18 protein-coding genes are annotated in these 20,681 nt (G+C 32.5%); all 18 read right to left on the reverse strand.

The window, feature by feature from the left end; translation table 11 throughout:
* Positions 1-11: 11 nt before the first annotated feature.
* Complete coding sequence (locus Q0975_RS13565; protein WP_299437513.1) at positions 12-605, reverse strand: DUF4291 domain-containing protein; 594 nt, start codon at positions 603-605, stop codon at positions 12-14.
* Between the two features lie 21 nt (positions 606-626).
* Complete coding sequence (locus Q0975_RS13570) at positions 627-1,454, reverse strand: TIGR02452 family protein (RefSeq protein ID WP_299437515.1); 828 nt, start codon at positions 1,452-1,454, stop codon at positions 627-629.
* Between the two features lie 23 nt (positions 1,455-1,477).
* Entirely contained in the window at positions 1,478-1,882 is a 405-nt protein-coding gene (locus Q0975_RS13575; RefSeq protein ID WP_366888777.1) for an NADAR family protein, read from the reverse strand.
* A gap of 18 nt (positions 1,883-1,900) precedes the next feature.
* Positions 1,901-2,026, reverse strand: a complete 126-nt coding sequence (locus Q0975_RS28515; protein ID WP_366888779.1) for a hypothetical protein — start codon at positions 2,024-2,026, stop codon at positions 1,901-1,903.
* 84 nt (positions 2,027-2,110) lie between these two features.
* Positions 2,111-3,058 carry an ADP-ribosylglycohydrolase family protein gene (locus Q0975_RS13580; protein WP_299437517.1) on the reverse strand — a complete coding sequence of 316 codons (948 nt, stop codon included), beginning with the start codon at positions 3,056-3,058 and terminating at the stop codon, positions 2,111-2,113.
* Complete coding sequence (locus tag Q0975_RS13585) at positions 3,055-3,513, reverse strand: nucleoside 2-deoxyribosyltransferase domain-containing protein (RefSeq protein WP_299437519.1); 459 nt, start codon at positions 3,511-3,513, stop codon at positions 3,055-3,057. The genes Q0975_RS13580 and Q0975_RS13585 overlap by 4 nt, the downstream gene beginning before the upstream one ends.
* A 245-nt stretch (positions 3,514-3,758) precedes the next feature.
* Complete coding sequence (locus Q0975_RS13590) at positions 3,759-5,096, reverse strand: SIR2 family protein (protein ID WP_299437522.1); 1,338 nt, start codon at positions 5,094-5,096, stop codon at positions 3,759-3,761.
* Between the two features lie 50 nt (positions 5,097-5,146).
* Complete coding sequence (gene prs, locus Q0975_RS13595; RefSeq protein ID WP_299437524.1) at positions 5,147-5,968, reverse strand: ribose-phosphate diphosphokinase; 822 nt, start codon at positions 5,966-5,968, stop codon at positions 5,147-5,149.
* A gap of 212 nt (positions 5,969-6,180) precedes the next feature.
* Complete coding sequence (locus Q0975_RS13600) at positions 6,181-6,861, reverse strand: NUDIX domain-containing protein (protein ID WP_299437526.1); 681 nt, start codon at positions 6,859-6,861, stop codon at positions 6,181-6,183.
* A gap of 31 nt (positions 6,862-6,892) precedes the next feature.
* Positions 6,893-7,864: a hypothetical protein gene (locus Q0975_RS13605; RefSeq protein ID WP_299437527.1), complete on the reverse strand. Its 972-nt coding sequence runs from the start codon at positions 7,862-7,864 to the stop codon at positions 6,893-6,895.
* 75 nt (positions 7,865-7,939) lie between these two features.
* On the reverse strand, positions 7,940-10,207 hold the full coding sequence (locus Q0975_RS13610; RefSeq protein WP_299437529.1) for an aconitate hydratase: 2,268 nt from the start codon (positions 10,205-10,207) through the stop codon (positions 7,940-7,942).
* 284 nt (positions 10,208-10,491) lie between these two features.
* Positions 10,492-13,269: a bifunctional aconitate hydratase 2/2-methylisocitrate dehydratase gene (locus tag Q0975_RS13615; RefSeq protein ID WP_299437531.1), complete on the reverse strand. Its 2,778-nt coding sequence runs from the start codon at positions 13,267-13,269 to the stop codon at positions 10,492-10,494.
* Positions 13,270-13,837: 568 nt separating this feature from the next.
* Positions 13,838-14,311, reverse strand: a complete 474-nt coding sequence (locus Q0975_RS13620) for a hypothetical protein (RefSeq protein ID WP_299437533.1) — start codon at positions 14,309-14,311, stop codon at positions 13,838-13,840.
* Between the two features lie 421 nt (positions 14,312-14,732).
* The gene (locus Q0975_RS13625; protein WP_299437535.1) at positions 14,733-15,188 is read right to left on the reverse strand and encodes a hypothetical protein; all 456 of its coding nucleotides are present in this window, start codon (positions 15,186-15,188) and stop codon (positions 14,733-14,735) included.
* A 28-nt stretch (positions 15,189-15,216) separates the two neighbouring features.
* Positions 15,217-16,170 carry a MoxR family ATPase gene (locus Q0975_RS13630; RefSeq protein WP_299437537.1) on the reverse strand — a complete coding sequence of 318 codons (954 nt, stop codon included), beginning with the start codon at positions 16,168-16,170 and terminating at the stop codon, positions 15,217-15,219.
* A gap of 1 nt (position 16,171) precedes the next feature.
* Positions 16,172-17,602 carry a peptidylprolyl isomerase gene (locus Q0975_RS13635; RefSeq protein WP_366888785.1) on the reverse strand — a complete coding sequence of 477 codons (1,431 nt, stop codon included), beginning with the start codon at positions 17,600-17,602 and terminating at the stop codon, positions 16,172-16,174.
* Positions 17,586-18,434 carry a peptidyl-prolyl cis-trans isomerase gene (locus tag Q0975_RS13640; RefSeq protein WP_299437541.1) on the reverse strand — a complete coding sequence of 283 codons (849 nt, stop codon included), beginning with the start codon at positions 18,432-18,434 and terminating at the stop codon, positions 17,586-17,588. Before Q0975_RS13640 ends, Q0975_RS13635 begins: the two co-directional genes overlap by 17 nt.
* Positions 18,435-20,393, reverse strand: coding sequence for a peptidylprolyl isomerase (locus tag Q0975_RS13645; protein ID WP_299437543.1), 1,959 nt, complete (start codon positions 20,391-20,393; stop codon positions 18,435-18,437).
* Positions 20,394-20,681 lie beyond the last annotated feature (288 nt).

Raw genomic sequence — 20,681 nt, forward strand, 5'->3', positions numbered from 1 at the left:
CTTTGTTTCGTTTACCTAATCCCTATTCTTCGTTTTGTATCATCCGGAACTTCATATATTTTTTCTCCAGGCACTAATCTTTTAGCTTCCTTATATTTCCCTTCTTTTAGTAATAATCGAATTTTCTTTGTCAATGGAGTTAAGTCGGTTATTTCCTGTATCCATTCTTCATTATATTCTTTTATTAAATCTCTACCAATACCCACCTGAATAGATCTTACTTGCATCTTAGCTCCTTTTAAAGTTCTTTCTGGATCCCATTGAATATGAACTTTTGCATTCTGAAATTCCTTATTCCATAAAGCTCCGCTTTTATAAATTGCTTTATCCGGATCTGTTAGTACTCCTATTGATAAAGCTTTTTCCCAATGGGCTCTCTTTATTTTTATTCCAAGGATATACTCTTGATTGGATTTTGTTCCCCAATTACTTCGCTCCATTAACCATAAATACGATGGTTTAATCCAAGTCATTCGATTAAAAGAAAAAGGTGATTCGAACTTATTATTCTTGATAGCAGGCAACGCAATGGATTTGCCATATGCTTGATATACAGTAACTGTCTCTCTATTATAATCTGCTCTTATTTCTTGAATCATTCCCATTCCTACAAAATTCTTTTAATTTCATTTCTCAAATTCATTTTGAAAAGCTTCTATATACTTTTTACTTTTTGCATAAATTGCAAAAACTACTTTCTCAAATACTCCTCTATACTTTCCTTTTAATAACTCTGAAAACAGTCTCGCTATCATTTTAGGATCATTCTGAAATACTCCACATCCCCAAGCTCCTAAAATCAAAGTTTTATGATTATTTGCCGCAGAAAGTATTAACAGCTTATCAATTCTTACTCTCATTATATCTTCAATCTCGGAAACTTTATCAGCCTCAAATCTTTTAACTACTCCCATATTAACAGCTGCAGCTGTAATTATTGAACTTACTATTGGTTCATCAAATAACGCTCCTTTATCATTTCGTAGAATCGGAACTTTAGGGCTATAAATCATGCCATCTGTATAAATACATGATTTCATTGCTCTATGCGTTTCATAAAATTCTATGGCTGATAGTTGACATGGATATAATCCCGAAGATCTAGCTATACTTTCTTCCTGAGCTTGTGCTCCATTAAAAAAACCTCCTCCAGGATTTTTAGCAGAAGCAAAATTTAAACACATAGGATTTGTGTATCCCGCTGATATTAATCTTTGAATACTGCTAATGGTTGTTTCTTCTACAACTTCAAAAATTGTTTTGTGTATCGACTTTAATTGAAGAGAATACAAAATATCATCCAGTTCACCCGAAGAATGATACATTGTTCCATTTACAGCTTCCTCTTGTATCTTACGAATATATATTTTTTCGTTATTTTGATTAATATATAGTCCTTTATTTACGATTTTTAAAGTTTCCTTTGCTGTTATTTTACGTAATGTCTTTTGCATTTTTTTTAATCTTTAAGCGTCCTTTATGGACTTAGCATATCCCTCACTTCCATCAAAGCAAAACCTAATAGGTTCTGCCCTCTCCATAAATTTGGGTTTTGTGCTTTTTCGTTAGCTTGTCCCATTCCGATTCCCCATATGCGATATCTTGGACTAGCTTCTACAATAATTCTTTTCTTTGTATTCAACAAAAACTGTTTCTGTTCTTCATGCTGAGAGAACTTATGATAGTTTCCTTGTTTTACAATCTCATATTTATGAGTATCCCATATTTTAGGGTCAAAGTTTTTAACCTTTCTACCTAGCTGCTTAGCTTCCATTGGTTGATTACAGTCAATAATCTCTTTCAAAATTAGAGAGTCTTCAAACAATCTGGCTTTTTCAGCCATCATCCAATGCTCTGCTGTTTTGTAGATAATTCCTTCCACTTCGAAGGATTGATTCCACTATTGACTAAAACAGCTTTTACCAATACTTCCATCTTTATTAGGAGTATGTCCCCAGAAGAATAAGTATTTTAAACTTTTTCCTCTATTGAATTGTTCCTGTATATATTGTAATGTATATTTCATTATTTCTTTTATTCATCAATTACCTTGTTCTCGATACATTTTGTATTCATTTCATTACTACAAAACACTCGAACAGACGTATAATTAGATTAAACTTTCATTAAACCTTTCCGTCAAATCATCTATATCTTCAAATCTTGTTAACTGTAGTTTCCAAGTTTCAGGAATTGCATCATATCCATAATACAATCCTGTTAAGCCACCTGTCACTGCAGCTGTAGTATCCGTATCTTCACCCAGATTCACTGCTTTCAGTACAGCTTCTTCATAAGATTCTGAATTAAGTAAACACCAAAATGAGGCTTCTAAAGTTCTCAATACATATCCGGTTCCTTTGATATTAAATCTATCTTGTTTTGAGATATCTTCTTCTAAAATTCTAGAAAACAAAGTAATTTCTTTTGGATTAAATTCGTTTTCAATGGCAAAATCTAGTATTGGTTTTTTAATAGCTTCATAGGCTTCAAATTTATCTCTGCCATTTAGAAGCAATAAGGCATATTCTACATAAATAAAACAGGAAAAAACAGATCTCAAATGCCCGTGTGTAATAGATGAAACTCTTTTGATAATATCATACCTTATATTAATATTACTTTCATCTTTTAGAAAATATACCAATGGTAATATCCGCATCAGAGAACCATTGCCATTAGAATATTCATCTAGTCCGCCACATAGATCAGGTGTCATACCTCTTTTATATTGATAGATTGCATTTTTAGTTGTTATACCAATATCAAAAACGAATCCTCTAGGTGTCCAAAGATTTTCATAAAACCAAGCTGAAAATTTTGAAGCTATATCATTTAAATCGTATCCATTACATAAACTATCCATCAGACAAAAAGTTAATGAACTATCATCAGACCAAGTTCCTTCTGGTTGATTATGTGTACCATACCCGATCATGTCACGAGCAGGTCTTTTATCCATTTGATCTCTATCCAAGAACTCATAAGGTACTCCTAATGCATCACCAACGGCTACTCCAAATATTCCTCCTTTTATTTGTTCTAATAAATTTTTCATTTCACTCTCTTCTTTACTTCATTAATCAATTCTTCTAAACCACTAACTTGTGGCACCTCATGTCGTTCACAAACAATATCTACATTTCCTTTTCTCCAAAATCCATCTGGGCAACAAACAATTAGTTTTCCGCTTCTAGCAAATAACCCCAATTCTAAAAGCGTAATTGGTGACTTGGTATTTTTATCAAAGTACATTATGATCATATCAGACTTTTCTAACGCTTCTAATTCCCAACTTACTTGTTCTTTAAAAACAGGATTGTCTATTTCTTGTTTCCAACTAGCATCCCAACTTGCTCTTCTGGGATTTAACAAGGTTACATTTTCTTTTGACAGCTTCTTGATAACTATATCCTGCCACCTTTCTGCAACACCTACTTCGATACTTCCTGCTAGAAAAACACTAAGATTTTTACCTAGTTCTATTTTTGTTGGTGCTGTGATTACTTTCATGATTATCTAGTATTATTGCCTTTCTTTTTTGCATTGCCCAAAAAAGAAACAAAAAAGTCTAGTCTTATGAAATTTCTACTAAAAATATTGCTCTCTCCACTAAATTAAATTAAAACGTCTTTGAATTATTTAAGCTTTTGTTTTCAAAGGAAAACGTAACTTCAAATAACCTTTTTCACTCTTCATAAATTTAATTTTACGTTTCGTTCACTTCATTTTTTACGTTGAAATTTCAATAGGACGTTTTACATTAATTGAGCTTTTAAAAAATCTTTCATTCCTACTATATTTATTTTTATTTTACCATTAAAATACTCGTGATAATCATCTCTTATTATTTTCTGACTTTTCACCATAGCTAAAGATTCTTTCTTAAGGATATCTATTAAGATTCTCTCCATGTTATTTTTATTGGAATCAATATCTATTACATTAGATAATGATGGATCTACAAAATTCAATACTAATTTTTCATTGTGAACTACAGCATTTTTAATACTAGTATTTATGTGTGCATCTCCAAACGAATACCCTATGATGTACATCTCATTAGTTAACATACAGTCTCTATCAAAAGTTGACTGCATCTGTCTAAAAGGTGATAGGAAAGATTTTTGTGTCTTATGATATCCTGTTACAATATTAGACATCAAAATATTCTTTCCTTTCTCCATTTGTAGCATGGGTAAATCAGTACTATTTATTGGTAAACCTGGATAAGGTTTCAATATAACTTGGGGATCAATTTCAAAACCATTTTCTCTAGTTTTAATTCTCCAAAAAACGGAACCGTGCAAACTATAATGTACATTGCAATCAAAGTCTGATAAAATCTTCTTGAGATCTATATTAACATTCTCTTGAGGTACAAATTCACCTGTATCAAATCCTTCGAAAACTTTAATTCCAACTCTCTCAGAAAGAATTTTAAATACTCGATCATAATTTAAAGTATACATTCTTAGAATTGAATTTTTCGATATTTGCTTCATCCAATTTTGGAAATTTTCATTCAATTCTTTCTTTTCATCTGTCACAACTAATGAATGTCCTTTCGTATGATATGTATACTTAGAAATTCTATTACTAATATCTGTAAGCAGGTTTACTAATAAATGTTGCAAAAAGAACTGCTTTGGAGATTCATTTGAATAAGAATTCTTAATAAAATCTTGGGGAACCTTAGGGATATTAATAGTATAACCATGCTTCTCTTCTCCACCTCTAATTGAAAAATTCAGCAGCTCATCTTCAAATTTAGAATCCAAAAAGACTTTACTAAATGAATTAGTTTTCTTTCTATCTGCATACGAATAATAAATTATGAAATCCTCTATAATGTTTATTATTGTCTCAAAATTAATTTCAGTTTCATCGTATCCTTCTTTACTTAAAACCTCATATATAAATTTGGTAATTCTAGTTTCATTGTCTTTACAATAAAAACCATAATCTTTTATCGACTCTGTAAGCTCCCAAGTTGTAGGTCCGCCAAAATCTATTACTGCTCCTGCACCAAATAAAATAACTGTTCTTTTTTTGTCTTCATCCATCATGTTTCCTTCTTTTAATTCCTTATACATATTCTTTTTACATTCCTCACCATTCGATCTTCTCCGTTTAACAAAACTGATTATATGACAGAAAACTGCACCACTTTCTCCTCTTCTATATCTCTAAAAGAATTGGTAGTAAAAACAGTATCAAATGACTTGTTTAATTCCTCAAAGCCTTTGCTAAAAATCCCGTGACTCACTATCAAGCTTAGCTTTCCTGCATTTTTTTCTTTTAACGCTGTTGCCAACCCTAAAAAAGTTCCTCCTCCATCACAGATATCATCCACGATTACACAATGTTTCCCTTTCAGATCTTCTTCATATACTCTAAACCCAGATAGTTTGCCTGTTTTTACATCTCTTTTCTTAGAACATTCTACTACTTCTATTCCTCCTAAATACGCTGATACTTTATAGATCTTTTTTAAAGCTCCACCATCTGGAGATATCAACACCACCTCTTCATTAATCTGATCCAAACATTCTTTTACATAACCATAATTCTCAATCACTTTTACATTATTCAGCAAAGCTGAAGTTACTTCAGAATGCGGGTCAAAAACCATCACCTGGTTATAGTTTTGCGCATTTATAATATCCGCATATACTTTTACACTTAGTGACTCACCGCTAACCATTACTCTATCTTGTCTTGCTGCAGGAAAATAAGGTATTAGCACATTAATCAATTTCACATCCATTCTCCTCAACGCATCTGTAGCAACTAATAGCAAACCAACATCATTAAAAGAATTCAATCGATGTGTAATTGTCACTTCTTTTCCTAAGGACTCTTCAGAAATTTTGATGTGTGGCTCACCTCCATTAAAAACAAAAGAGGTAAATGCTATGGACTTATTAAAAGGAGTAAATGACGGATCTAAATGTAAATACTGCATAATTGTGTTATTTTTACGCAAATATAAAACAGATCAATCTACTGACAAAATATTTTGCGTAAAAAACACAATAAAAGATTAGTTTGATAGGATACTATTTGGGTCCTAGCCTATATTTCGGCAAGTATAGTACGACACACTGGAATAATAAAGAAAGATAAAAGAAAGGTGTTTTTATCACTTCTCGACTCTGCTCGAAGTACAACAAGAACTTACTTAATATCGAAAAGGAAACCTTCTTCTTTAAGTTTGAAGTATTGTTTATGATTGAATTTGAAAAGAGTCGCTGGCCTTCCTCTTCCCTCAGAAATTTTTTCTTTTAGCTCTTCTAAAATACCAAAACTTAGAATTTTCTTTCTAAAATTTCTTCGGTCGATTTGTTTATCCAGAATTGTCATATACAGCTTCTCCAAATCTGAAAATAGAAACTTATCTGCCAATAAATCAAAACCTATAGGTTCATAGGTTAATTTATCACGTAATCTTTTCTTCGCTATATCTAGTATGGTAGCATGATCGAAAGCTAACTCAGGAAGCTCGTTAATATCAAACCAAGCTACATCATTTGCATCTGTATCTGCTTTTATACTATGGTGTTCTGGTTTTACCAAACCAAAATAAGTAATACTCACTACTCTATTTCTTGGATCTCTACCAGGTTTACCAAAAGAATACAACTGCTCCAAATAATCCACGGTAACGTTAGTCTCTTCTTTCAGTTCTCGTTCTACAGCATCTTCTAGGCTTTCATTTTCTAATACCAAACCACCTGGTAAGGCCCACGAATCTTTAAACGGCTCTATATCTCTTTTGATTAAAAGCACATGCAATGCTTTATCTTTGTATCCAAAGACTACTGCATCTACCGCTACTTTAATATTTTGGCGTACCATATACGCAAAATTAAGAATAATTTAAAAAATATTACTCTATAATTAATTCTATTCGTGTTTTTTCTAATCGTCTAGCATCTTTACCTTCTATATTAATAATTACCTCTCTTTGAGTATTAATATTTGTAGCAACTCCAGGAAAATAAAAATACTGATACATATTGGTATCGTTTATGTCAAATTTTGCCTTGCTCATTGCTTCCCTCATTTTTTCACCTTTCAATCCCATTCTTTTAAACAAGCCCAAAACTACCGATTTCATATCGTCCGCATTAATTTTGGATTCTTGTCTAATGGTACAGTATTCATTTTCAAAATCAACATCTTCAAAGAATAGTTTTGCATTTGCTTTTATAGGGTCTCCACCTAGCATATTTGGGAACTCATCTTCATACTCTAATACTTCGCGTATATCATATTCTAATCCAAAAGGAAAGTGTATATACTGTAATTCTTTCAAGACAACTCCTTCAATACCTTCTTTAGAACTATATATGTCAACAAAAGGCTTCATAAACTCCACCATTTTATTATATTTATCTGGATCCTCCTTCTTAAACGTTTCTATTACATCAACAAATACACCTTTTGTTATATCACGAATTTCCTCCCAATTTTCAATTCCAACAAACTCTCCCATTTCAGTAGTTGTATAAATCACTTCTGTAAATTTATATTTAGAAAACTTCCCTACTAATTCCTTAGGAAGTCGATATGTATCACTAAAGTTATTCTTATATTTCCAACTAATCTTATAATGCTTGTCACTAGAATCTATTACCTTAAAACTTGCTATATATTGAGATGAGTCTTTCTTTTTGAGTATTTTCTCTTTCCATTCTTCTTTAATTTTAGTAACCTTATAATCATAGACGTCACCTATAGACCAATATGCTACAAAGGCAACTTTTGTAGTATCCACCTGACTAAACGATTGTTCACATACGAGCATAATCAAGCCTATTAACAAACAACAGGCGATCTTATTTTTTCTCAAATTCATATTTCACGTTTAAAAAAAACTCCCGAAGAATAGTCTTCAGGAGTTTTCTAATAATTTATAGTACCTAAGTAAAACTTAAGCGTTTTGTTTCTTTATTAAATTTAAAGCAGAACCTTCTTTAAACCATTCGATTTGAGAATCATTATAAGTATGGTTTACTTCGATCACATCTTTAGATCCGTCCGCATGAACAAATTCTATATTCAATGTTTTTCCTGGTGCAAAAGCATCTAAATCTAAGAAATTGATCGTATCATCTTCTTGAATTTTATCGTAATCCGCTTCATTTGCGAACGTTAATCCTAACATACCTTGTTTCTTAAGGTTAGTTTCGTGTATACGAGCAAACGATTTTACAATTACCGCCACAACGCCTAAGTGTCTTGGCTCCATTGCTGCGTGCTCACGAGAAGAACCTTCTCCATAATTGTGATCACCTACTACTATGGTAGGAACACCAGCAGCTTTATAAGCTCTTGCTGTATCTGGAACACCACCAAATTCTCCATCTAATTGGTTTTTAACAAAGTTTGTCTTTTTTCCAAAAGCATTAACAGCTCCAATCAAACAGTTATTAGATATATTATCTAAATGCCCTCTGTAACGTAACCAAGGACCTGCCATAGAAATATGATCGGTAGTACATTTACCAAAAGCTTTGATTAATAGTTTTGCTCCTTTTATTTCATCACCTATTGGCTCAAATGGAGTTAATAATTCTAACCTTTCTGAAGTTGGACTTACATTTACTTCTACATTAGAACCATCTTCTTGTGGTGCTAAGTATCCTGCATCCTCTACTTCGAAACCTTTTGGTGGTAACTCCCATCCCGTTGGCTCATCGAACATTACTTCTTGTCCTTCTTCATTAATTAACTTATCCGTTAGTGGATTGAAATCCAAACGCCCAGATACTGCAATTGCTGCTGTTAATTCTGGAGAAGCTACAAAAGCATGTGTATTAGGATTTCCATCTGCACGCTTGGCAAAGTTTCTATTAAAAGAGTGAACTATACTGTTTTTAGGTGCATTTTTAGGATCACTATATCTTGCCCATTGTCCTATACAAGGTCCGCAAGCATTTGTAAAGATTTTAGCATCCAGTTTTTCGAATATCCCTAGAATACCATCTCTTTCTGCCGTATATCTTACTTGTTCCGAACCAGGATTAATTCCTAATTCCGATTTCATTTTTAAACCTTTATCAATTGCTTGTTGCGCAATAGAAGAGGCACGTGATAAATCTTCATATGAAGAATTAGTACATGAACCTATTAATCCCCATTCTACTTGTAATGGCCAATCATTAGCTTTTGCTTTTTCAGTCATAGCAGTACCAACTTCTGTTGATAAATCTGGAGTAAATGGTCCATTTAATAATGGCCCTAATTCTGATAAATTGATTTCTATAACTTGATCAAAATATTGCTCAGGATTAGCATATACTTCTGGATCCGCTGTTAAATGTTCTTTTACTTCATTAGCAGCATCCGCGACACCAGCTCTATCAGTAGCACGTAAATAACGTTCCATTGATTCATCATAACCAAAAGTAGATGTTGTAGCACCAATTTCGGCTCCCATATTACAAATAGTTCCTTTTCCTGTACACGACATTGAAATAGCTCCAGGTCCAAAATATTCTACAATAGCGTCAGTTCCACCTTTAACAGTAAGAATTTCTGCCACTTTTAAAATCACATCTTTTGGTGCTGTCCAACCAGATAGTTTACCTGTTAATTTTACACCTATTAATTTAGGAAATTTTAATTCCCAAGGCATTCCAGCCATTACATCCACAGCATCAGCTCCACCTACACCAATTGCTACCATTCCTAATCCTCCTGCATTTACGGTATGAGAATCAGTACCGATCATCATACCTCCTGGAAATGCATAATTTTCTAACACTACCTGATGTATAATACCTGCTCCTGGTTTCCAGAATCCAATTCCATATTTATCGGATACAGATTCTAAGAAATTAAATACTTCGCTACTGGTATTCATAGCAGACTGTAAATCTTTATCGGCACCAACTTTGGCTTGAATTAAATGATCACAGTGTACTGTCGTTGGCACTGCAACTTTCTTTTTTCCAGCTTGCATAAATTGCAATAATGCCATCTGAGCAGTTGCATCCTGACACGCAATTCTGTCTGGTGCAAAATCAACATAATCTTTCCCTCTTGTGAAAGCTTCTTTGCTTTTACCATCCCAAAGATGTGAGTACAAAATTTTCTCTGCTAATGTTAAAGGTTTTCCAGTTACTTCGCGAGCAGCATCTACTCTTTCAGCAACCTGAGCATACACCTTTTTTATCATATCGATATCGAATGCCATAAGACTTTTATATATTTCCGTTATTTTATTTTTTAAGAATTCTAAGATACAAAATATAGAATGACTATGAAAAGAGTATAAAGAATATAGAATGATTATAAAAAGTATTCTATTGATATAAAAATAAATAGTTTACAAAACTAAAGATCTTACTCTTACTACGAAACGAAAGTAATCCATTCTAAATTTGATTAATTAAACCTAAAACATCTATTATTAGAGCCATAAAAAAAGCCTTAGTACTAATTGTACTAAGGCTTTTAAGCTTATACAAACATCTTTAATTACATAACTAATTGTTTTTGAGATGGTTTAAACTTCGTCAATACAATACCATCAACTGCAGCTTCATATTCTTCCATGGTTGGTGTTCTACCTAAAATTGTAGACAAAACTACTACTGGTGTAGAAGACAATAAAGATTCTCCTTTTTTCTCACCAGAATCTCTAACAACTCTTCCTTGGAATAAACGTGTAGAAGTAGCCATCACCGTATCTCCTGGCGCAGCTTTTTCTTGGTTACCCATACATAAATTACATCCGGGACGTTCTAAGTATAACATATTCTCATACTTCGTACGTGCTAAACCTTTAGGTGCATTATCATCAAATTCAAAACCAGAATATTTTTGCAATACTTCCCAATCTCCTTCCGATTTTAACTCATCCACGATATTATAGGTAGGAGGCGCTACAACTAAAGGAGCATTAAACTTAACTTCACCCTGTTGAGCTTCAATATTCTTTAACATTTGAGCTAAAATTTTCATATCTCCTTTATGGATCATACAAGATCCTATGAAACCTAAATCAACCTTCTTTGTTCCTCCATAAAAAGATAATGGTTGAATATTATCGTGTGTATAACGCTTAGAAACATCTTCATTATTTACATCTGGATCAGCTATCATTGGTTCTACAATCTTATCTAGATCAATAACAACTTCAGCATAATATTTAGCATCTGCATCTGGTTTTAACGCTGATTTAGTTCCTGTTTTAATTTCAGTGATACGGTTATTAGCTTTATCAACTAACCCTTTAAGATCCTGCTTCGGATTATCCATACCCTTATCAATCATAATTTGAATACGATCTCTAGAGATTTCTAATGACTCGATTAACGTATCATCTTCAGAAATACAGATAGATGCTTTTGCTTTCATTTCGGCAGTCCAATCTGTAAATGTAAATGCTTGATCAGATGTTAATGTACCAATATGTACTTCTATAATTTTTCCTTGGAAAACATTTTCACCTTCAAACTGATTTAACATCTGCTCTTGAGTAGCGTGAACAACATCACGGAAATCCATGTAAGATTTCATTTCTCCTTTAAAAGTAACCTTTACGGACTCTGGAATTGGCATAGTAGCCTCTCCTGTTGCTAATGCTAAAGCAACTGTTCCTGAATCCGCTCCAAAGGCAACACCTTTTGCCATACGTGTATGTGAATCTCCACCTATGATTACATCCCAATCATCAACTGCAATATCATTTAATACTTTATGAATTACATCTGTCATTGCATGATATTTCCCTTCAGGGTGACGTGCAGTAACTAATCCGAAGTCATTCATAAACTTCATTAATCTTGGAATGTTAGCTTTAGACTTATCATCCCAAACAGAAGCAGTATGACATCCTGATTGGTAACCTGTATCAACAATTGGAGAAATAACCGTAGCAGCCATCATCTCTAATTCTTGAGAAGTCATCAAACCTGTAGTATCTTGAGAACCTACAATATTAACTTCAACTCTAACATTAGAACCTGCGTGTAATGTTTTACCTGGAGTCGTTCCTACTGCATTTTTATTGAATATTTTTTCAACGGCTGTTAACCCTTGTCCTTCAATAGAAATTTCTTTTGATGGAGCATATACTTGAGGAACATCAATTCCTAAAGTTTTAGCAGCAAAAGTTTGCAACTTCTTACCGAAAACAACAGCATAAGAACCTCCTGCTTTAATAAACTCCATTTTTTGAGGAGTTAATGCAGTCGAGATATCTTTTAATTCTTTATCTCCTTTATATAATTTCTTTGTCTTAGTATTTATGGTAAGTACTGTACCTGTATCAACAGAATACGTTTGTTTTAATACTGCTTCTCCGTCTTCGTCAACAACTGTATTACCTTCAGCATCTTTTTGCTTTACCCAGTTTTTTAAATCAATACCAATACCACCAGTTACACCAACAGTTGTTAAAAAAATTGGTGCAATACCGTTTGTACCAGCGATTACTGGTGCAAAATTAATAAATGGAACATATTTGCTAAAAGGAACACCTGTCCATAATGCAACGTTATTTACACCAGACATCCTTGAAGAACCAACTCCCATTGTTCCTTTTTCCGCGATTAACATCACACGCTTATCAGGGTGTTGCTCTTTTAGGGCCAACAATTCGTTTTGCATGTCTTTATTATGCTCAAACATACACTGACCATGCAATTCACGATCCGATCTTGAATGCGCATCTGCTCCTGGAGATAATAAATCTGTAGAAATATCACCAACTCCTGCGATGTAGGTAACAATCTCTATTTCTTCTTCAATCTCAGGTAATTTAGTAAAGAATTCTGCTTGGGCGTAACTTTCCAAAAGCTCTTTAGCAATAGCACTACCAGCTATAAAAGCATTCTCTAAACGCTCCATATCTGCTTCGTACAAGAATACTTGAGTCTTTAGCACTTTAACAGCTTCAGCGGCTATAGCTACATCGTCACCTAAAGACAAATCTAATAACACCTCAACAGAAGGTCCACCCTTCATATGAGATAATTGTTCAAAAGCAAAAGCGGGAGTAATTTCTTTTACTACTTCTTGACCTAAAATAATTTCTTTTAAAAACTTCGCTTTCACACCTGCAGCACTTGTAGTCCCAGGTAAAACATTATAGATGAAAAAGTTAAGAGAATCGTCACGATGTGCGTTGTCTTTATCTTTGATTTGCGAAATAATTTCGCTTAATAATTCAGCACCATCAATAGGTTTAGGGTGTAATCCTTGACCTTTTCGTTCTTCGATTTCCTCAATGTAATCCTTGTAAGTGTTCATATTAATAGAATTCTTTTCAATGTTAAATGCAGCTCTATAAAATTATAGTTGGTTTATAAATTTATCTTTCCTGCTTGTATAAATTATAATAATGCCATTTGCTCTGTGGCATCTTGGCAAGCAATATGATCCGATGCAAAATTTCCTCTGCTAATATTAAAGATTTTTCGGTTACCTTAAAAGCTATATCAGCTCTCTCGGAAACTTGAGCACAAACCTTTTTTATTGTATCGATATCGAATCGAATATCATTGTATTTTAGGTAATAAAAAGTCCGACAAAAATACGACTTTTACAGAATTTTATTAAACGAATAGCTTCAATAAAGCTTTTTTGCGTTTTTGAAAAAAATATCATATTTATTTATGGAAATCATCAATTATAAGGCCATTAAAATAGTAATCGCATAAAAAAATATCTAATATTTTAATTGCTTTATTCAAAAACTACGAAAACGTTATAGTTAATTATTTAATTTATTGAATTAAAAACAAACATTTTTAGCTTCAAAGCATAAAAAAAAGTGAAGTTGATAAAACTTCACTTTCTAAAATAACGTAAACTAAAATTAGTTCTCTCTTTTTTCTCCTTTATGAGAACGACGACCTTTCTTTCCTTTTCTTCCTCTTTTCTTCTTTATCTCCTCGTATTGTTTTAATTGTTCATCATTGAGAGATGCTTTAAATTTATCTTTCTCCGTCTTCATTTCCTCTTTCTGTGAATTTTTCATTGCTTTTTGATCATCACTTAGGGTAGGCTTTAGCGCTTTATGCTTTCCTCTCCTAGAAAGGTCTTCATTTTTCACAATCGCCAACTGTTCTTCTGTATAAGTTGCATGCAGCGTTTTTTTGTGCGTAGCGTGTAACTCTCTTTGATGTTCTAATTGAGTTTTTTGGTCTTCAGACAAGCTTTCATTAAACTCTTTTCTTAATTCTCTTTTTTGCTTGCGATCTTCTTTTCGATCCACTGCCTCTTCGGATTGTGCCGACATTGTCAGAACTCCTAAAAACAAGATCATTGTGTAGGTTAAAACATTTTTCATCTATCTATTCTTTTTTTATTATTAAACTTTGCTTCTAATGAACGTTCAATACTAAGACTGGTAGGAATGGAAAAGGTTTAATAAAGACATAAAAAATAACAAAAAACTTTAGAAGATCTATGTATATAACCTGATGACAATATTCGTAATCAATTTGTATTACATCATTAGAAGTTAAAAGATTTTAACTCAGACCACTTGATTTCTTTACAAACCCTTAAAAGAGAATTAAAGAAACGTTAAAAATGGGGTTATTTCCCCTTATTCTATTATTTTCGCGCATTCAAATTGAAGATATCTGGCAATGATTTTCCCCAAGTATTCATTACCAAAAAATTCAATTGTTTGTAATTGCACAAAGCCCATTTCCTACTCAAATGGGCTTTTATTTATAATAAAAAAAAGAATATCCGTAATATTCCTAAAATTTAAAATTAAATTCATTTCTCTTCCAAGAATTTCCATACTTCCTAGTTAAAAAATCTTTCATTACATTATTATAGCTTTTTATACTATCACTAATAATGCATTTTGGAAGAAAACATCCCTCAATTTCTTTAAATCTAAAATGATATTTTTTTTCTGTTGTACTGAGAGGAATTATAAAATTTTGTTTTAGTTCATTGGATAAGATACTATCTATTGAACTGTTATCTAATTTATTTGAAAAATCCTGATAAGTTTTCGCAATATAAACGGCTCTCTTCTGTGTTGGTACTCCGGTTATCAATAATGTAGGTTGACCTTCACGAATATGTTTATATGCAGAATTCCTAGAAATAACATCTCCATATAATGTACATTCAGTATTATTAAAACCTTGCTGAGCAACTACATTAATAGAGAAGAACAATGACAAAAAAATAATTTTATACATTCTTCACTTATTTTCATTAAAATCGCCTTTAAAATAAGCTTTGAATAACATCTTCGATGCTAACACCTTCTGCTTCTGCCTTGTAGTTTTTAATCATCCGATGACGTAGGATACCCATTGCAACTGCTTGCACATCTTCTATATCTGGAGAAAATTTTCCTTTAATGGCTGCATTTGCTTTTGCGGCCAAAATAAGGTTCTGAGAAGCTCTTGGTCCTGCTCCCCAATCGATATAATTCTTAACTAAATCTGTAGCTGATTCTCCATTCGGTCTAGTTTTGGAAACCATTGCTACTGCATATTCCACTACATTATCTGCAACTGGAATACGGCGAACTAAATGTTGAAAATCAATAATTTCTTGTGCAGTAAATAAAGGATTAATGGTTGCAGAAGTATCTCCAGTAGTTCTTTTTACAACTTCTACTTCTTCTTCAAAACTAGGGTACTTTAATTCTATTGCAAACATAAACCTATCTAATTGAGCTTCTGGTAAAGGATACGTTCCTTCTTGCTCTATTGGGTTTTGTGTTGCTAGTACGAAATAAGGTAAATCTAGACTATAATTATGTCCAGCTACCGTTACTGACCTTTCTTGCATTGCTTCTAATAATGCAGCTTGTGTTTTAGGTGGAGTTCTGTTAATCTCATCTGCTAAAATGATATTAGAAAAAATAGGCCCTTTTATAAATTTAAAATGCCTAGACTCATCTAAGATTTCACTTCCTAATATATCACTTGGCATTAAATCTGGTGTAAACTGAATTCTTTTAAAATCCAGCCCTAATGCCTTAGATATTGTGTTTACCATTAAGGTTTTAGCCAGTCCCGGAACTCCTATTAATAAGGCGTGACCTCCGGAAAATATTGAAATAAGTATCTGATCAATTACTTCTTCTTGGCCTATAATTATTTTAGCAATTTCTTTTTTGAGTTCGGTATGTTTGCTTACCAGTTTTTCTACTGCTGCAACGTCAGACATATTATTTTTCTTTTTTTAACCAGTTACCGCTAAACTCACAGTCTCTGTACTCACCATTAATTTTTATATATGTATCACTAATTTTTTCTTCCTGCCATTTACGAATTGCTTCAATTTGCTTTTTTCTAAGTGCTAGTTCTTGTATTTTCAAATAGTCTTTAGAATAATCTGCAATGTGTTCATCAAAACGATTCAATACCGTTATTAATTTAAATTTTTTACGGCCTTGACGATCTTGATCAGGAATCACTAATGAAACTTCATTAGTTTTCAATTTTGATACTTGATCGTACAATATAGGGTCAATTTTGGTAAGTTCAAAACGTGTATCTCCTGTTGTAGGATTTAACAATTGACCTCCATCTTCTTTTGTTTCTTTTTCGTTACTAAATTTTCTTGCTGCCTCCTTAAAGTCGATAGTTCCGGATACAACTGCGGTACGAACTGAATCCACAAGTTTTTGTGCTACTTCTACACTTTCTCTGGTAACATCAGGAATTAATAGAATATGTCTTACATCAATTTCTTCTCCTCTAATTTTATCTAGCTGTATGATATGCCATCCAAAATCAGTTAAAAAAGGTTCACTAACCTCTCCTTCTTGTAAACTAAATGCTACATCTTTAAATTCTTTTGCGAATGGTGTCTGACGATTAAGCGTATACTTACCTCCTTTTGATTTGGATCCCGGATCCTGAGAATACAGCACTGCTTTTGTTGCAAAACTACTTCCATTCTCAAGGATATCAATTCTAAACTGTTTTAATCTATCTATTACTTTTTGCTCTTCTTCATCTGGTATTTTTGGCTCAATTACTATCTGAGCAAGTTCTAATTCGGTACCAAAAAGAGGTCTCTCATCTTCGGGAATCTCATCAAAAAACTCTCTTACCTCTTCTGGAGTAATCTCTACATCTTCTACTATTTTGGAGCGCATTTGCTCGGCCAGTCTATTTCCTTTATTGATTTCGAAAAGTTCTTTTCTAAAATCTTCTTCGCTATCTTTTCTATAAAATTTCAATACCTTATCCAAGGTTCCGAGCTCTCTAGTCATATAACTTAATTGCTGATCAACCATAGAATTAACCTCTGCATCCGTTACAATAACACTATCCTGAACTGCATGATGTGCATATAACTTATTCTCGAACAAGCTTCCTGCTAATTCACAACGACCAACATCTTCCGCAGAAACTCCTTCGCTAATCAATTGTTGATATGCAATTGTGATATCACTCTCCAAAATTACATACTCTCCTATAACCGCAGCAACTCCGTCTATCTTAATTCTTTCAAATGGCTTTACAGAATCTTCTTTCTTTTCGGTCTTCTTCTTTACATCTTCTATGATTTCCTGAGCATACACCTGAGTACCTGCACAAAACAGCATTAACACAGCAAGCCAAGTAGCGTTCTTAATTATAGATTTCAAATTGTTTGTTTTTAATAGCATCTTTCGTAATATCCTTTTCTAATTTTTTTATCAGCTCTCGTTTCCTCTTATTTAATATAATCTGTCGTATCGTTGGCTTGATGTATGTCAAAGGTGCTGTTTCATTTTTCTTAAGCACTTCTTTGATTTTAATCATATACACTCCCAAAGAATCACGCAATTGCACATATTTACCATCTTTAAGCACCTTATTTCTATCTTGGTTCTTAAGAATTGGTATTTTATTTAATACCTGATCATATTGAACCCAAATCGAATCAGCAAAAGAAAATGTGGCGAATTCTAATTTTTTACTTCGTAAATCTTCTTCATCCTCTTCATTAAAACGATTAAAACGTGTTTGCGTTGCAACAATATTATTATAATCAGGTGGCAAATGTAAGTAACGTAGCTTTACTAACTCTTCATTAAGAATAAAATTTTCTAAATTTTCCGAATAATAAGAGGTCAGATCATCATCAGTAATCTCCATATTGATCGATTTATTGATTACAGCATCTTTATAAGCATTAATATATAAAGTACTTTTATAATCTTCAACAAGATTATCAAAACCCTGAAGCTCAACTTCTGTTAAGTTTCGTTTAGATTGATCAATAAACAACTGCCTTGTAGCCCAAATATTAATATAGTTATTTATGATATTAAGACTATCTTCTTTGGCAGTATCTTTAGGAACAAGGTCTTTAATATCATCTTTATAGAGATACGTTTCGTTAACCCTTGCTACAACTTCTCTATTCCCTTGTCGATTCACATTTCCGCATGAAACAAACAAAAGAAATAGTACTATGATTGAAATATATCGCATTTATATGGATAATTCTTTTTTAATTTTTTTTAAGGTCTTTTGATTTAATTCAACAGCGTATTTTTTTCTAAGTTCACTTAACCATTTTTCTTCAAGATCTTCTTGAAAATCATTAATAACTTTACCCTTTGTTTCTTCAAAAGTTTTGACTCTCGCCGGCATCACTTCTAGCACCTTTATTAAGGTTATATAATTATTTTCATTAACAATAACTATCTGATCTTTTTTACCAGAAAATTTATCCGTTACATTATTCTCGCCCTTAGTTAATTTTTCTTCTGAAAAAAGCACCATATCCGTATCAGAAGTATTTACCTCTTTTTTAATTTCATCAATAGCATTTCCTTTTTCTATGAGAACCTGTACTTTATCTATCAATTCTTGCTTAGAAGAGGAGGCTTTTACAACCTTATAACTTTTCTGTTGAAGGTATTGTTCTTTTCTGGATTCATAGAACTTTCTGAGCCCGACAGAATCATTTTTTGCTGCGTTCCATATTTTGGATTCCATAAGATCAAACAACAACAATCCATCTCTATACTCCGAAATCACATTAGCAAAATCTTGATTATCTTCCTCTAAATGCTCCTCATAATACTCAAGTAGTATTGAAGATTCATAATCATTATACATAGTTTCTACAAATACTGATACATCCGAAATGTTCGTTTTACCAGTACCTCTTTGTTGCACAAACGTAGCAAAATCCATATAGGAAAAGTTTTCGTTTCCTATAGAAAAAATAGATTTCTTTAAATTATCATCATCATTTGGAACCTCCCATTTTTCTTTAGATATAGTTACCGGCACAATCTTCTTAAAATATGCTATCGCTTCTTCATTTCTCTTTAAAGCATATTTTTCCTTAAGAGAGTTCATAAACGATTTAGTAATTAGTTTTGATCTACTATCCTTTTTAATTCTTTGGGTTAGTTCTCCTTTTGATTCATTAAAGGTTTTAGGAGGATGCTTTTCCAGCAATTTTATGATATGCCATCCATACTTGGTTTTAACAGGTTCTGATAGTTCTCCCGGAGATTCTAAAGCGAAAGCTGCCTTCTCAAAATTTTCAGAATTTAATGCTCCTTGTCCAAACTTATTTATTTTACCGCCATTAACAGCAGTATTACGATCATCACTATATTGTTTTGCTAAAGACTCAAAAGAAGCATCCTGTTTTAATTGTGAACGAATCTCACGGATTCTTTCTTCGGCTTGTTCTTCAGTTTTTTCTTTATCAAAGGCAACCATAATATGAGCTACGGTTACTTCTCCTAATGATTTTTCTTTATTATTAACTTTTACTATATGGTAACCAAAACGAGTTTTGAACGGTTTTGATACTTCTCCCACTGCAGTTGTAAATGCTGCTTGTTCAAAAGGATATACCATTCTAAAAGCTGAAAACCAACCTAAATCACCTCCATTTTTCTTTACAGAAGGATCTTGACTATATTGAACAGCTGTTTCTTTAAAATCAGCTCCGCCTATAATTTTGTTTCTTGCTTCAGTAATCTTCTCGTACGCTGCCAATGTATCTTTGGGAGACGCTCCTGCCTTCACAGTAATCAAAATATGACTCGCATGTACTCTTTCTTGAAGTCGATCATAAGCTTCTTTCACCAATGCATCTGAGGCTTCGGTATCGGTAAGATATCCTGATGAAAGTTGTTTTTTATATCCAGCGAGTTCCTTTAGGTATGATTCTTTTTTATTTAATCCTTGTTCTTTGGCTTCTTCTAATTTTAATTTATAATTAATAAAAAGCTCTAAATATTCGTCGATATCTTTTTGAGATTCATCCTTAACAAGATCAATATTCTTAAGATATACTCTCTTAAACTCAGATGTATATACCGGTGAATTATTAACCATAAGCAGTACCGGATCCTTTTCCTGACCAGATACCAAAGAGCAAAAGATTACTCCTAAAAAAAATAGAATAGATTTTTTGTGCATAGTTCTTTTTAATAAAGTCCCCAATCGGACAAAAATAATAATATTAATGCGTTTTACAAGCTCTTTCTTGTAACGAATCATTTTGGCAATATAGTATTAAATACCTTGAAAACTTTAATGATGTATTTATCCTCTAATTCTGCATCACTATTATTGACAAATAAATTTTTAATAGGGTATAGTAACAAAATTGAAATTGTTTTCTCTCTAAATCAATTAATTGCAGTATTTCAAAGTGATGAAAATAAAGAATACTGATAAAACATTTTATCTAAATAGAATATCTTA

The sequence above is a fragment of the uncultured Aquimarina sp. genome (genome assembly GCF_947500065.1).
In the GTDB taxonomy this organism is placed as follows: domain Bacteria; phylum Bacteroidota; class Bacteroidia; order Flavobacteriales; family Flavobacteriaceae; genus Aquimarina.

Excerpts from the sequence above, each read along its gene's own strand:
- Q0975_RS13565 (WP_299437513.1), bottom strand. The coding sequence starts at position 605 with ATGGGAATGATTCAAGAAATAAGAGCAGATTATAATAGAGAGACAGTT.
- Q0975_RS13570 (WP_299437515.1), bottom strand. The coding sequence starts at position 1,454 with ATGCAAAAGACATTACGTAAAATAACAGCAAAGGAAACTTTAAAAATC.
- Q0975_RS28515 (WP_366888779.1), bottom strand. The coding sequence starts at position 2,026 with ATGAAATATACATTACAATATATACAGGAACAATTCAATAGAGGAAAA.
- Q0975_RS13580 (WP_299437517.1), bottom strand. The coding sequence starts at position 3,058 with ATGAAAAATTTATTAGAACAAATAAAAGGAGGAATATTTGGAGTAGCC.
- Q0975_RS13585 (WP_299437519.1), bottom strand. The coding sequence starts at position 3,513 with ATGAAAGTAATCACAGCACCAACAAAAATAGAACTAGGTAAAAATCTT.
- Q0975_RS13590 (WP_299437522.1), bottom strand. The coding sequence starts at position 5,096 with ATGTATAAGGAATTAAAAGAAGGAAACATGATGGATGAAGACAAAAAA.
- prs (WP_299437524.1), bottom strand. The coding sequence starts at position 5,968 with ATGCAGTATTTACATTTAGATCCGTCATTTACTCCTTTTAATAAGTCC.
- Q0975_RS13600 (WP_299437526.1), bottom strand. The coding sequence starts at position 6,861 with ATGGTACGCCAAAATATTAAAGTAGCGGTAGATGCAGTAGTCTTTGGA.
- Q0975_RS13605 (WP_299437527.1), bottom strand. The coding sequence starts at position 7,864 with ATGAATTTGAGAAAAAATAAGATCGCCTGTTGTTTGTTAATAGGCTTG.
- Q0975_RS13610 (WP_299437529.1), bottom strand. The coding sequence starts at position 10,207 with ATGGCATTCGATATCGATATGATAAAAAAGGTGTATGCTCAGGTTGCT.
- Q0975_RS13615 (WP_299437531.1), bottom strand. The coding sequence starts at position 13,269 with ATGAACACTTACAAGGATTACATTGAGGAAATCGAAGAACGAAAAGGT.
- Q0975_RS13620 (WP_299437533.1), bottom strand. The coding sequence starts at position 14,311 with ATGAAAAATGTTTTAACCTACACAATGATCTTGTTTTTAGGAGTTCTG.
- Q0975_RS13625 (WP_299437535.1), bottom strand. The coding sequence starts at position 15,188 with ATGTATAAAATTATTTTTTTGTCATTGTTCTTCTCTATTAATGTAGTT.
- Q0975_RS13630 (WP_299437537.1), bottom strand. The coding sequence starts at position 16,170 with ATGTCTGACGTTGCAGCAGTAGAAAAACTGGTAAGCAAACATACCGAA.
- Q0975_RS13640 (WP_299437541.1), bottom strand. The coding sequence starts at position 18,434 with ATGCGATATATTTCAATCATAGTACTATTTCTTTTGTTTGTTTCATGC.
- Q0975_RS13645 (WP_299437543.1), bottom strand. The coding sequence starts at position 20,393 with ATGCACAAAAAATCTATTCTATTTTTTTTAGGAGTAATCTTTTGCTCT.